Origin of the sequence: Streptomyces formicae, assembly GCF_002556545.1 — a bacterium.
Taxonomy (GTDB): domain Bacteria; phylum Actinomycetota; class Actinomycetes; order Streptomycetales; family Streptomycetaceae; genus Streptomyces; species Streptomyces formicae_A.
The window spans coordinates 4928754-4941557 of sequence record NZ_CP022685.1 but is presented as its reverse complement, the minus strand read 5'-3'; the positions used below and the strand labels follow the sequence as shown (position 1 = coordinate 4941557).

The following is a 12804-nucleotide window of genomic DNA, read 5'->3' as shown; positions in this document are numbered from 1 at the left end:
GCACCCGCACCCGCGGAAGAACGCGGAAGAACACCGCCCCAGCGTGCGCGCACCGGCCCGCTGGACTTCACTGGATGGGGACCACGTGGAGCGAGCAATGGAGGCGGCATGGCCGGGAACGGGAGCAGGGGCAGGACGCGCGGGATCACCGCCGCAGTGATCGCGGGCGCCCTCGCCCTGGGAGCGACAGCCTGCTCCGACGGGGAGAGCCCCTCCGACGCCGCCAGCAAGGCCGCCTCCGCCGTCGCCTCGGCCACCGCCCGCGCGGGCGAGAAGATCGGCGAGATCAAGGGCGGCATCGACGCCAGGGGCGACGTACGGCTCGGTGAGCCCTCCACCGACGGGGACGGCCGCAGCACCGTACGGGTCACCGCCGAGAACACCACCGACGCGTCGAAGACCTTCGCCGTCCAGGTCTCCTTCAAGAATCCGGACGGCAAGCTTCTGGACACGGTCGTGGTCACGCTCGCCGACGTCCCCGCGGGCGAGTCCGATGACGGCACGGCCCGCAGCACGCACAAGCTCGACGGCGCCGACAAGGGCGACGTGAAGGCGAACGTCACCACCGCCCTGCGCTACTGACCTAAGTCGCGCCGCGCAGAAGGCCGTTGCGACCTCCGTCGCCCCCGCATAGACCAAAGAACGACGTCCCCCGCACCCCCCTGCGGCAACGCTGGGACCCGTGCGGCGGCGAAGGGCCGCGGCCGGTTCACGGGAGGCGATGTGCGCACCGAGGGAATCAGCAGGGGACGTTTCCTGGCGGGGGCCGGTGCGGTCGGCGCCGTCGCGGTGACCGGCGGCCTGCTCGGCACGGACCGGGCAGTCGCCACCGGCCCCGCACCCGCCACCGGCCCCGCGCCCGTCGCCGCCCGCACCCGGGCCCCCGCCGCCCCGGGGGAGCGGCGGGGGCTCGCCCAGCGGGGCGTCTGCTACGAGGTCGGCGACGGCGAGTCGCACGCCACGCGCTGGACGGCCGCCCGCATGCGCCGCGACATGCGGGCCGTCCGCCGGGACCTGCGCGCGAACGCCGTGTCCGTCTTCGGCGACGGCGTGGAGCGCCTCGCGGCCACCGCCGACGAGGCCGCCGAACGCGGTCTGCGCGTCTGGCTCCAGCCCCGCCTCGGCGACGTCCCCGAGCGGGACATCCTCGATCATCTCGCGGAGACGGGACGGCACGCGGAGCGGCTGCGCGCCCACGGCGCGGACGTGCACCTCAGCGTGGGCTGCGAGTTCGTGCTGTTCGTGCCGGGCATCGTGCCCGGCGCCAACGCCGTGGAGCGGGTGGAGAACATCCTGAAGGGGAACTTCGACCCGGAGGAGATGGCGAGGAAGCTGCACGCCTTCATCGGCAAGGCGGCGAAGACAGGCCGCTCCGTCTTCCACGGCCCGCTCACCTACGGCGCCGCGCACGACGAGGACGTCGACTGGTCGCTCTTCGACATCGTCAGCGTCAACTACTACGGGTACCACAGGACCAAGGCCGCGTACGTCAAGGACCTGAGCCCGCACCTGCGTTGGGGCAAGCCGGTGGCGATCACCGAGTGCGGCTGCTGCACGTACGAGGGGGCGCCGCAGGACGGCGGCATGGGGTGGCACGACTCCGTCGACTACACCAAGGATCCCCCGGAGCTCGCCCCCGGGATCAAGCGGAGCGAGCGCACCCAGGCCGCGTACCTCCTCGACGTCTTCGACGTCTTCGAGTCGATGAACCTGTACGCGGCCCTCGTCTACAACTTCGTGGACCCCGCCTCCCCGCACCGCTCCGACGAGCCGCGCTACGACATCGACGCCTCCAGCTACAGCCTCGTCAAGACGGTCAGGGAGCGCCCCGAGGACCCGGAGTCACCCTGGCACTGGGAGCCGAAGGAGTCCTTCGACGCGCTGTCGCGGCACTTCGAGCGCGCGGCGCGGCGCGGCTGAGCCCTCGCCCCACCTGCGCCGCCGTACTTGGCACGCGGATGCCTTCCATCGCCGTCCCGCATGTGCTTGCCTGAGGGCCATTTCGGCTGTCTGGGGCGGGAGTTGCCGCATGCGGAAGCGGAATCTTTGGAGCGCGGGGGTCCTCGCCGGGCTGCTGTTGCTCGGCGCCTGCGGGGACCCCGGGTCCGGGGACGCGGCACCGGCCGACCTGCCCGACGCCACGGGCAGCGCGGCGCCTCCCGAACCGTCCGTGCCGCCCTCCGGCTCGACTCGGCCGCGTGCCGACAGGGGCGCACCGGACGCCCCGGACGCCCCGGACAAGCCCGCCCCCAAGGTCCTCTACCTCGGCGACTCCCTCGCCATGGAGAACCAGGACGTCCTCGGCGCGCAGCTGAAGGACCGCCTCGGCGCGCGGTACCGCAGCGCGCCGTACTCGGGGACGACCCTGTGCGACTACCTCGACGGTACGGGTGAGGACTCCCTGGTCCCCGACAAGGACAAGGCCGCCGCCCTGGTGCGGGCGCAGCGGCCCGACTACGTCGTCCTCCAGTTCTGGGGCAACGCGTGGGGCTACACGCCCTGCATGAAGGGGATCACGTACGACAAGCGGCGCGCGGAGTACTTCGCGCGGTACGCGGCCGACGCGCGGCGGCTGGCCGCGCAGATCCGGGGCGCGGGCGGTGAGCGGACCCGTGTCGTGTGGGTGCTCCAGGGCCCCGACGCGATCACCCCCGACCGCGTGCGGCGCGTGAACGCGATCTACGAGGCGCAGGCCCGTGCCTCGGGCGACCTCGTCGCCGACGCGGGCAAGGCGGTGGCCCCGGCGTCGGACCGCTACACGTGGGTGGAGAAGCTGCCGTGCACGGCGTACGAGCGTGAGCATTCCGCGTACTGCACGGAGCGGGGCACCGGTCGTACGGCTCTCCACCTCGACGACGACTTCCTGCACTTCTGTCTGGCGCCGACCACGGCCAGGTCCCGGCCCTGCCCGGTCCGCTCGCCGGGCATCCGGCGGATGGCCTCGGTGGTCACCGAGAGGGTCGCCACGGATCTCCGGTAGCCGTCACGTCACCCGTTCGGCGCACGCCCGCTCGCCCCGCCCCGGCGGCCGTTCGACGCTGTGGGTTCCCGAGCACACGGAAGGGGCGGCGCCCATGAGCAGCGCGACTGCACCCCACAGGCCCGAGCGCGACCACGAGAGGGACTCCGCTTCCTGGGCGTCCGGCGGCACGATGTTCGCCGGTGTCCTGATGATGGTGAACGGCATCCTCGGCGTCCTCGAAGGCATCGCGGGCATCGCCAAGGACGACGTCTACGAGCGCATCGGCGACTACGTCTACAAGTTCAACCTCACCACGTGGGGCTGGATCCACCTCGTGCTCGGCATCCTCGTGGCCGCCGTCGGCTGGGGCATCCTCAAGGGCGCGAGCTGGGCCAGGGCGAGCGGCGTCGCACTCGCGGCACTGGCCATCGTGGCGCAGTTCCTGTGGCTGCCGTACACGCCGGTCTGGGCGCTCATCTCGATCGCGATCGGCGTCTTCGTGATCTGGGCACTCTGCAACGACCGCTCCGACACCGTTCAGTGACCCGGCCGGTCCACCGGTACGCCCAGTGACGAGGTGGATGCCGACTAGAAGGCCGCGGGGCCGCCGTTCGCCTCGACCGCGTCGCCGACCGCCCGGACGAACGCCTCCGCGCGCGCGTTCGTCCCCGCCGTGCGGTGGATCAGCGCGACCTCGGCGCAGGGCACGTCGTCCAGGGGGACGAAGGTGACGCCGGGGCGCGCGTAGTACTTCTCCACGGAGGCGACGACCGGGGAGATGCCCTGGCCCGCCGCGACGAGGGTCATCAGCTCCTGGAAGGACGCGACGGCCTGCCCCCGGCGGATCTCGCGGCCGCTCGGCGTGCGCGGCGGGACGTGGAAGTCCCACCAGTACGCGGGTGCGCCGTTCACGACGCCGAAGAACGTCTCGCCCGCCAGCTCCTCCAGGGAGACGGAGACGCGACCGGCGAGCGGGTGGCCGAGCGGCATCGCGAGCAGGCGCGGCTCGTTGATCACCACGGGCCCCACCGCGAGGTCCGGCTCCTCCACCGGCAGGCACGTGAAGAGCAGGTCGACCTCGCCCGAGCGCAGCGCGCCCAGCGGATCCTGGAACTGCGTCTCCCGCATCCGCACCTCGACGCCGGGGCGGCGCTCCCGGAACAGCGCCAGGATCGGGCCGGTCAGCGTGCCCGCGCCCGCGCCGAGGAAGCCGACGTTCAGCTCGCCCCCGACGCCCCGCGCGGAGTCCTTGGCGCGGGCCACCGCCGCCTCCATCTCCTGGTGCAGCGGCGCCAGTTCCTCGTACAGCTGACGGCCGAGCGGCGACATCCGCACCACCCGGCTGGTGCGTTCGAAGAGCGGGGCGCCGATCTTGCGCTCCAGCTTCTTCACCGTCTGGCTGACGCGGGCCTGCGAGAGCAGGAGGCGCTCCGCGGTGCGGCCGAAATGCAGCTCCTCGGCCAGGGTCAAGAAGGTCTCCAGCTCTTGCCGCTCCACCACATACCCCCTGTGACCTGCATCGATAAGCCTGAGCGCGTCGATCGTTTCACGGATCGCCGTTGATGGGGGATCGCGATCGGCGGATCTTTGAGGAGTCAGGACGGCGCCCGCCGAACGGACACCCTCTCTCTTCACTCCCTCTTCAACCAGCAGGAGCTCACGATGATTTCGCGTGCCCGCACGTCCCTCGCCCTCACCGCCACCGCCACCGCCCTCGCCCTGACCGCGGGGCTCGCCGTGACCGGCGCCCGGGCAGCCTCCCCCGACCGCCACGAGACCGGCGAGGCGGCCGCCTGGACCGCCGCCTGGGCCGCGTCGCCGCAGCGCCCCAGCACCGGGTTCAAGGCCAACTGGTCGGAGGCGGGCTTCGACCGGCAGACCCTGCGCCAGGTCGTCCGCGTCACCGAGGGCGGGGAGAGAGCCCGCATCCGGCTCTCCAACGCGTACGGCACCTCGCCGCTGCGCGTCGCGTCCGCCACCGTCGCCCGTACGACGAAGGGGGCGTCGGTGGAGAAGGGCTCGGTCAGGCGGCTCACCTTCGACGGGAAGCGGGGGGTCTCGATACCGGCAGGGGGTCAACTCTCCAGCGACGAAGCCGACGTGAAGCTCAAGCCCTTCGAGTCCGTCACCGTCACCCTGCACCTCGCGGGCACGACAGGACCCGCCACCTTCCACGCGCAGTCCTTCGCCACCACCTACCGCGCCGAAGGCGACCACACCGCCGACACCGGGGCCCGCGCCTTCGACGAGTCCACCGAGTCCTGGTACTACCTCTCCGGCGTCGACGTCAGCGGCGGGTCCGACAGGGCCGCGCGGCGCGACGGGGTCGTCCTCTTCGGCGACTCCATCACCGACGGCTTCGCCTCCTCCACCGACCTCAACCGCCGCTGGTCCGACGCGCTCGCCGAACGCCTCGCCAAGGCGGGCACGCCGCGGCCCGTCCTCAACTCCGGCATCGGCGGCAACATGGTCCTCAACGACTCGGCCTGGTACGGCGAGAAGAGCGCCAACCGGTTCTCGCGCGACGCCCTCGACCTGCCGGGCACGGGCACCGTCGTCGTCCTCGAAGGACTCAACGACATCGGCTACAGCGAGACCGACAAGCCCACCTACAAGCCCGCGCCCGTCGTCTCCGCCCGCGAACTCATCGACGGCCACAAGAGGTTGATCCGCGAGGCCCGCGCCAAGGGCGTCAGGGTCGTCGGCGCCACGCTCCTGCCGCTCGGCGGCTCCGACCACTACGGTCCGCACGCGGCGGCCGTGAGCGACGAGTTCAACGAGTGGGTGCGGACTTCTGGCGCGTACGACGCGTACGTCGACTTCGACAAGGCCCTCGCCGACCCGGCGGACCCGGAGCGGATCGCCCCGGCGTACGACAGCGGCGACCACCTGCACCCGAACGACGCCGGCTACCGGGCCATGGCCCGCGCGGTGGACCTGGGGACGCTGTGATGACCAGCGCCGTCGAGAGCGCCGCGCGGCCCGCAAGGGCCACGGCGGGCATGACACCGCGCCAGAAGCTCGTCCTGACCCTCCTCCTCGGCTCCCAGTTCATGATCGCCGTGGACTTCTCCATCCTGAACGTCGCGCTCCCCGTCGTCGGCGAGGGGCTCGGCTTCCCCCTCGCCCGCCTCCAGTGGATCGCCACCGCCTTCGCACTCGCCGCGGCCGGTTTCACGCTCCTCTTCGGCCGCATCGCCGACCTGTTCGGGCGCAAGCGGCTCTTCATCGGCGGGATGGCCCTCCTCGGCCTCTCCTCGGCCCTCGGCGGACTCGCCACGACGCCCGAAGTCCTTCTCGTGGCACGGGTGTTGCAGGGTCTGGCCACCGCGGCCGTCACCCCGGCCGGGCTCGCCCTGCTCACCACGGCGTTCCGCGAAGGGCCGCTGCGGGAGCGGGCGCTCGGGCTCAACGGGGCGCTCATGTCCGCCGGTTTCACCACCGGCGCCGTCCTGGGCGGGCTCCTCACCGACCTGCTCTCCTGGCGGTGGGCGTTCTTCATCAACGTGCCGGTCGCCGCGGCGGTGGTCGCCCTCGCCCCCGCGCTCCTCACCGACTCGCGGATCGTGTGCAAGCACCGCCTCGACGTACCCGGCGCGATCACCGTCACCGGCGGCCTGCTCGCTCTCGTCCACGGCCTGACCAGGGCGGGCGAGAGCGGCGTGACCGACCCCCTCGCGTTCGGCCCGCTCCTCGCGGGTCTCGCCCTCCTCGTCGCCTTCTGGTTCGTGGAACAGCGCTCGGCCGCGCCGCTCGTGCCCGTCCGCATCATGCGGCGCCGCACGGTCGTCTGGGGCAACACGGCGGGCCTGATCGCCTTCGCCACCGAGACCTCGCTGGTCTTCCTCCTGACGCTCTACCTCCAGGAGGTGCTCGGCTACTCCCCGCTCGCCACCGGGCTCGCCTTCGGCGTCCTCGGCCTCGGTACGGTCGTGGGCGGCATGCTCGGCGGGCGCGCGATCGGCAGGTACGGCAGCAGGGCCGCGATCCTCACCGGCGGCGCGGTGCAGGCCGCCGCGACGCTCTCCCTGGTCGCGCTCGGCACGTCGGGCGGCTGGCTGTACCTGCTCCTCGCGGCCACGTTCGTCGGCGGCGTCGGCAACATGCTGCTCATCGTCGGCTTCATGGTCACGGCGACGTCGGGCCTCCCGGACTCCGAACAGGGCTTGGCGGCGGGGCTCGCGACGATGACCCAGCAGGTGGGCATCACGCTCGGGATCCCTGTCATGAGCGCGGTCGCTGCGGCGCGGGCGGGGTCGGGCACGACACCTGACGCGGTGCTGTCCGGCGTGACGGTCGCGGTGCTCGTCAACTCCTTGCTGGTCCTTGCGGGTTCGCTGCTTGCGGGCCGCGCGCTGGGAGCCCCGCAAGGGGCGCGGGGAACTGCGCGAGCAACCCGGTAAGAGCCGCACCCGCGAAGGGGCCTGACCCGGCAGACGCGACCGCGCGTCCGTGGGGGCGGGCCCCGTAAGGGGCGCGAGGAACTGCGCGAGCAACCCGATCAAAGCCGCACCCGCGAAGGGACCTGACCCCGGCAGACGCGACCGCGCGCCCGTGGGGGCTGGCCGCGCAGTTCCCCGCGCCCCTGACGGGGCTCTCCGGACTACTCGGTCGTGTAGTAGCGGTAGAACGTCACGACGAACACCGCCCCTGCCACCAAGAGCGACATGATCACCGACCGCAGAACGCTCGCGTCGGTGAGGCTGTACAGGAAACCGAACGCGATCCCCGCGAACGCCGTCCAGGACAGAGCGCGCACTTCGCGGGGAAGCGTGTGTGCCACCCGGTGCAGGCCGAAGAAGGCCGCGGCGAAGACGAGCCCCGCGACCACGCCGAACAGGACGTTGCCGGTGGTGATCGGGCCGGCGTCGCGTCGGATGCCGGCGGCCCAGACGCCGTAGACGATGCCCAGGAGCACGGGGCCCGCCCAGTGGGCGGACACGGCCCGGTGGCCGGTCGTAGCCGGTGAGGCGTGTGCCATGACGGTTCCTCTCAGTTGTGGTCGCTGCCACCGCACGCTTCGTGGCAGTCACGCCACTGCGGGCAGGGGTCGTGGGAGGAGCAGCTCGGCACGTGGCGGCCGCCCGTGTCCACGTAGGCCGCGCTCACCCAGCCGCGGACGCCGACCAGCCAGTACCAGGACGGATCGCCATTGACCCGCGTGCCCCACGTGGCGCACGCGACGCGGTCCTGGCTGCCGTACGGAAGCGTGGCGACGATCGACGCCGACGTGTTCGGCTGGTCCCTGACGTTCAGATCGGGCCCGGAGACGACCGTGCCCCAGATGACGTCCCCGCCGTCGTGCGCGGGGGCGACAGCCGTGGCCGCGGCGGCGTTTCCCAAGGTCAGCAGGGCCGCGGCGGCTGCCGCCGACAGACTCAGAGCGATGCGCATGATCCGCCTCCTCGCCCCCACATCCAGGAAACACCCGTTCGGGCGAGCGCTCCACCGGAGGCTTCTCCGGAGGCTCTCCGGAAGCTTTCCGGACCGGAGTGGCGGTCGCCGCCGTCGGCGGACGCCGTTGCCCCCATATGCAGTCGCCCCGGTCGCGCCCCGCGTGACCGGGGGCTTGCCTGGGAAGCGTGCCGAAAAGCGTCCGAAGCCCCCGGTCCGCCGTATCCGCCGTATCCGCCGCGTCCGCCCTGTCCACCGTCCTGCTCGTCATCGCCTGTCTCCTCGTCCCCCTCGGCACGCTCTCCACCTGGGCGAAGTACGAGATCGCGGACACGGACAACTACGTCGCCACGATGGCGCCGCTCGCCTCCGACACCGCCGTACGGGACGCCGTCACGGACGCGGTCACGGACGGCGTCACCGACTCGGTGATGCGGGAGGTCGACATCGGGCCGCTGCGGGGCACCGTCGAGTCCTTCGTCAAGGACGCCGTGTCGTCGTTCACCGGGACCGCCGCCTTCCAGACCGCGTGGAACGCCGCCAACCGTGCCGCCCACGACGCCGTGATGCGGGCCCTGAACGACGACACCGAGAGCGAGGTCACCATCGACCTCGCGCCCATCACCGAGCAGGTCAAGAAGCAACTGGAGGACGACGGCGTGCCGTTCGCGGGCCGGATCCCCGTGCGGCACACCGAGGTCACGATCATGCGGTCCCAGGACCTCGGCCGCCTGCGGACCGTCTTCCACACGCTTCAGGTCGCGGGGGTGTGGGTGCCGATCGCCGCCGCCGTCCTCGCCGTCGCCGGTGTCCTGCTCGCCCCGCGCCGTCGCCGCGCCCTCATCACCCTCGCGATCGGCGCGGCCCTCGCCGCCGCCGCACTCCTGATCGCCGTGGCCATCAGCCGCGCGCTCACCCTCGACGACCTGCCGCCCGACCTCTCCCACGACGCGGCGGAATCGGTGTACGACGCCCTGACGCGGACCCTCCGTACGACGTCATGGATCGTCGTGGGGGCGGGGGCTCTGCTGGCCCTGGGACTTTGGCTGCCCGGACGGCTCCGGGGAAGGCCCCGCAAGGGGCGCGGGGAACTGCGCGAGCAACCCGGTGAGAGCCGCACCCACACGACCGGGCAACCACCCTCGGCCGAACCCCGTCTCTGAGGGAGTATTCGGGAAGCACGCACCCGACGACGAGAGGCCGACCCCTTGGACACCACGACGGCCGTCCGCGACACCGAGGACGAGGCCGACAGGGAGGCCCCGCGCCGAGTGCACCGGACCGCCGCCTGGGCCGCAGGCCTGCTCCTCGCGGCGGTCAGCACCGTCATCGGATTCCGCGTCGCCGACTCGGACGGCTTCACCCCCGTCCCCCAGGTCCTCGCCTTCCTGCCCTGGCTCCTCGTGCCCGCGGGGGCCGGGCTCCTGATGGCCGTGCTCGCGCGGTGGCGCGTCGGCATGCTGTGGGGCGTCGCCGCGCTCGGGCTCGTCGCCTGGTACATGGAGCCGTACGGGAAGGCCGACGACGTGAAGGGCGACGCCGTCGCCGAGCTGCGCGTGCTGACGTCCAACGTGGAATTCGGGCAGGGGACCCCCGGGTTGATCCGCGCCGTGCGCGAGGAACGGCCCGATCTCCTCTTCGTCGAGGAGTGCGACCACGCCTGCGCCGCGCTGCTCCGCAAGGAGCTTCCGCACGCCGACTACCCCTACCGCGCGGCCGTCGACGCGAACGGCGCCGAGGGCTCCGTCATCCTCGCCAACGTGCCGCTGAAGAGCGCGGACGGCATCGACGCCACCCTCGGCATGCCCGGTGCCGTCGCCGACGTGAAGGGGCACCCGGTGCGGATCCAGCTCGCGCACCCCATGCCGCCGGTGCCCCGCGAGGTCGGCCTGTGGCGCTCCGAGCTCCGGAAGATCCAGGAGTACGCCGCCACGGGCGACGGCGCGTCCACCATCATCGCCGGGGACTTCAACGCCACCCAGGACCACGCCGCCTTCCGCGACGTCCTGGACGCGGGCCTGCGCGACGCCGCCCGCATCGCGGGTTCCTCGCGCGCGCCCAGCTGGCCCGCCGCCGCGCCCGCCCCGCTCGGCGCGCAGATCGACCACGTCCTCGCCACCCCGGACTTCGCCGCCCGCGACGCCCGCTTCCTGGAGATCGGCGACACGGACCACCGCGCCCTGGCCGTCACGCTCACCCTCCACAAGGAGAAGAAGCCCGGCCACGAAGAGAACAAGCCCGGCCACCAGCAGAACAAACCCGCAACAGAGCGTTGATCCCCCGGCCAGAGCAAGTTACATAAAGCGCCGATAATGGGCACATGCCCCGTCCGCCCCGCCCCGCACGTCCGGTCTCCCTGAGGCCCCTCACCCCACCGGACTGGCTGGTCAGGTCCCTCAAACCGCAGTCCGCCCCCATCCCCTGGGCCGCCGTGGCCCGCGCCTCCGTCGCGATGGCGCTGCCGCTCGCCATCGGCATCCTCGCCGGCAGACCGGCGTACGGCGCGCTCGCGTCGATGGGCGCCCTGTCCGGAGTCATCGGCGACACCGCCGACGCCTACCGCATGCGGATCTTCAACATCGCGGTGCCGCAGCTCTTCGGCGCCCTCGGCGTCACCGTCGGCTCGCTCGTCTTCGGGCACGGCTGGCTCGCGGTCGGCGTGGTCACCTTCGTCGCGCTCGTCTCCGGGATGATGTCGACGATCGGCGCGGTCGCCTCCGTCTCCGGACTGCTCCTGCTGCTCAACTGCGTGGTCGGCGCGGGACTCCCGATGCCGGGACAGTGGTGGCTCGCCCCGCTCCTGATGACCGGCGGCGGCCTCCTCGTCCTTGCCCTCGCCCTGCTCGCCTGGCCGCTGCGGGGCGGGGTGCCGGAGCGGGCCGCGGTCGCCGCCTCGTACCGCTCCGTGGCCGCGCTCCTCGACGCCGCGGGCACGGACGCGTACGACGACGCGCGCACCACCGTGACGGCCTCCCTCAACCAGAGCTACGACCTGGTCCTCGCCCGCCGGGCCCGCGACCACGGCCGCAACGCCGAACTGGTCCGCCTGGTCGCCCAGTTGAACGCCCTCACGCCGATCGTGGAGGCGGCCCCCGCCGCCGACCAGGCCGTCCGGCACGCCGGGGCGTGCCTGCCGCCCGAGGTGCCCGCGGCGGTCCGCGCCCTGGCGGCCACGGTGGAGCGGGGCGCAGCCGCGCACCCCCCGGGCGAAGGCCCCGCCGAGCAGACGGCCGACCGGCTCTCCGAACCGCCCGACCACGCGGCCCGCGCCCTCGACCACGCCGTGCGGCACGCCGCGGAGACCCTGAACGACCCCGACCCGCTCGGCGCCATCGAGACCGACGACCGCCTGGGCCGCCCCGCCGCACTCCGCGTCCGGGCCCGCCGCGCCGCCCGCAACGTCATCCTGTCCGGGGCGTCCTGGCGCTACGGCCTGCGGCTCGCGCTCTGCATCGGCATCGCCCAGTCCCTGGTGTCGCTGATCGACGTACCGAGGTCGTACTGGGTGGCGCTCACCATCACGTTCGTCCTCAAGCCCGACTTCGGCTCGGTCTTCTCCCGCGCCGTCCTGCGCGCGCTCGGCACGGCGGCCGGTCTCGTCGTCGCCGCGGCCGTCCTCGCGGAGGTGCCGCACGGCTGGTGGGACGTGCCCGTGATGATGCTGCTCGCGCCGCTCATCCCCGCGCTCACCACCCGCGGCTACGGCTACCAGACGGCAGCGATCACCCCGGTGATCCTGCTGCTCTCCGACATCCTCAACCACCAGGGGCTCGGCCTTGTCCTGCCCCGCCTGGTCGACAGCCTGATGGGCTGCGCGATCGCGCTGGTCGCGGGCTACCTGCTGTGGCCGGAGAGCTGGGGCACGCGGATCGGCGACCGGCTCGCCGACGCGGTGGCCGACACCGCGTCGTACGTGGAGTGCGCGTTCGGCACCGCGCGGGACCCGGCGGCCCGCGCCCGCATGCGCCGCGGCCTCTACCGCGACCTGTCCGTCATCCGCTCCGAGTTCCAGCGCGCCCTGACCGAGCCGCCGCCCACCGGAACACGGGCCGCCGCCTGGTGGCCCCTGGTCGTCGCGGTCGAACGCATCCTGGACACCACGACCGCGGCAAGGGTCCGCATCCGGCACGGAGCGGAGGCCCCCGACCCCGACGAGGTGGCCGAAGTCTCCCGCGAACTCACGGAGCTGGCCCAGGGCCTACGCGCGTCCGACACCCTGGAGGAAGTCCGCACATCCTTCACCGTGGGCCCCAAGGACAGCGTCCTGGAACCCCTGCGCCAGGAGGTAGCAGCGGCGAGGGCGATCGCGTCGACCCCATAACGGAGAGAGCGCCCCGTAAGGGGCGCGGGGAACTGCGCAGGGCCCCGCAAGGGGCCTTCAGGGGCGCGGGGAACTGCGCAAGGGCCCGCCAGGGCCCGTAAGGGGCGCGGGGAACTGCGCGACCAGC

General features: G+C 72.9%; 12 protein-coding genes. 9 read left to right on the top strand and 3 right to left on the bottom strand.

What is annotated here, in order from left to right; all coding sequences use genetic code 11:
- Nucleotides 1-108: 108 nt before the first annotated feature.
- The 4 genes from KY5_RS21230 to KY5_RS21215 all read left to right on the top strand — a co-directional run bounded on the left by KY5_RS21230 (nt 109) and on the right by KY5_RS21215 (nt 3506).
- Nucleotides 109-582, top strand: a complete 474-nt coding sequence (locus tag KY5_RS21230; RefSeq protein WP_199843182.1) for a hypothetical protein — start codon at nt 109-111, stop codon at nt 580-582.
- Between the two features lie 141 nt (nt 583-723).
- Nucleotides 724-1920 carry an abortive phage infection protein gene (locus KY5_RS21225; protein WP_098243741.1) on the top strand — a complete coding sequence of 399 codons (1197 nt, stop codon included), beginning with the start codon at nt 724-726 and terminating at the stop codon, nt 1918-1920.
- A gap of 109 nt (nt 1921-2029) precedes the next feature.
- The gene (locus KY5_RS21220; protein ID WP_098243740.1) at nt 2030-2980 is read left to right on the top strand and encodes an SGNH/GDSL hydrolase family protein; all 951 of its coding nucleotides are present in this window, start codon (nt 2030-2032) and stop codon (nt 2978-2980) included.
- Nucleotides 2981-3074: 94 nt separating this feature from the next.
- The gene (locus tag KY5_RS21215) at nt 3075-3506 is read left to right on the top strand and encodes a DUF7144 family membrane protein (protein WP_098243739.1); all 432 of its coding nucleotides are present in this window, start codon (nt 3075-3077) and stop codon (nt 3504-3506) included.
- A 44-nt stretch (nt 3507-3550) separates the two neighbouring features.
- Here the strand turns inward: KY5_RS21215 and KY5_RS21210 are convergent, their stop codons facing one another.
- Nucleotides 3551-4459 carry a LysR family transcriptional regulator gene (locus KY5_RS21210; protein WP_199843180.1) on the bottom strand — a complete coding sequence of 303 codons (909 nt, stop codon included), beginning with the start codon at nt 4457-4459 and terminating at the stop codon, nt 3551-3553.
- A 165-nt stretch (nt 4460-4624) separates the two neighbouring features.
- On the opposite strand from KY5_RS21210, the gene KY5_RS21205 reads away from it, so the two are divergent.
- Nucleotides 4625-5914, top strand: a complete 1290-nt coding sequence (locus KY5_RS21205) for an SGNH/GDSL hydrolase family protein (protein ID WP_098243738.1) — start codon at nt 4625-4627, stop codon at nt 5912-5914.
- Nucleotides 5914-7365, top strand: a complete 1452-nt coding sequence (locus KY5_RS21200) for an MFS transporter (RefSeq protein WP_098243737.1) — start codon at nt 5914-5916, stop codon at nt 7363-7365. The genes KY5_RS21205 and KY5_RS21200 overlap by 1 nt, the downstream gene beginning before the upstream one ends.
- Before the next feature lie 200 nt (nt 7366-7565).
- Here the strand turns inward: KY5_RS21200 and KY5_RS21195 are convergent, their stop codons facing one another.
- Together KY5_RS21195 and KY5_RS21190 are read right to left on the bottom strand one after the other, a co-directional pair.
- Nucleotides 7566-7943 carry a hypothetical protein gene (locus KY5_RS21195; RefSeq protein WP_098243736.1) on the bottom strand — a complete coding sequence of 126 codons (378 nt, stop codon included), beginning with the start codon at nt 7941-7943 and terminating at the stop codon, nt 7566-7568.
- Nucleotides 7944-7954: 11 nt separating this feature from the next.
- Nucleotides 7955-8356 carry an SH3 domain-containing protein gene (locus KY5_RS21190; protein ID WP_098243735.1) on the bottom strand — a complete coding sequence of 134 codons (402 nt, stop codon included), beginning with the start codon at nt 8354-8356 and terminating at the stop codon, nt 7955-7957.
- Nucleotides 8357-8544: 188 nt separating this feature from the next.
- On the opposite strand from KY5_RS21190, the gene KY5_RS21185 reads away from it, so the two are divergent.
- From KY5_RS21185 to KY5_RS21175, 3 genes are read left to right on the top strand one after another with little or no spacing between them, the layout of a single operon-like run.
- Nucleotides 8545-9519 (top strand): hypothetical protein, encoded by a 975-nt coding sequence (locus tag KY5_RS21185; RefSeq protein ID WP_199843178.1) that lies wholly within the window; start codon nt 8545-8547, stop codon nt 9517-9519.
- A 45-nt stretch (nt 9520-9564) separates the two neighbouring features.
- Nucleotides 9565-10632 carry an endonuclease/exonuclease/phosphatase family protein gene (locus KY5_RS21180; protein WP_098243734.1) on the top strand — a complete coding sequence of 356 codons (1068 nt, stop codon included), beginning with the start codon at nt 9565-9567 and terminating at the stop codon, nt 10630-10632.
- 44 nt (nt 10633-10676) lie between these two features.
- The gene (locus KY5_RS21175) at nt 10677-12677 is read left to right on the top strand and encodes an FUSC family protein (protein WP_098243733.1); all 2001 of its coding nucleotides are present in this window, start codon (nt 10677-10679) and stop codon (nt 12675-12677) included.
- Nucleotides 12678-12804: the final 127 nt, after the last annotated feature.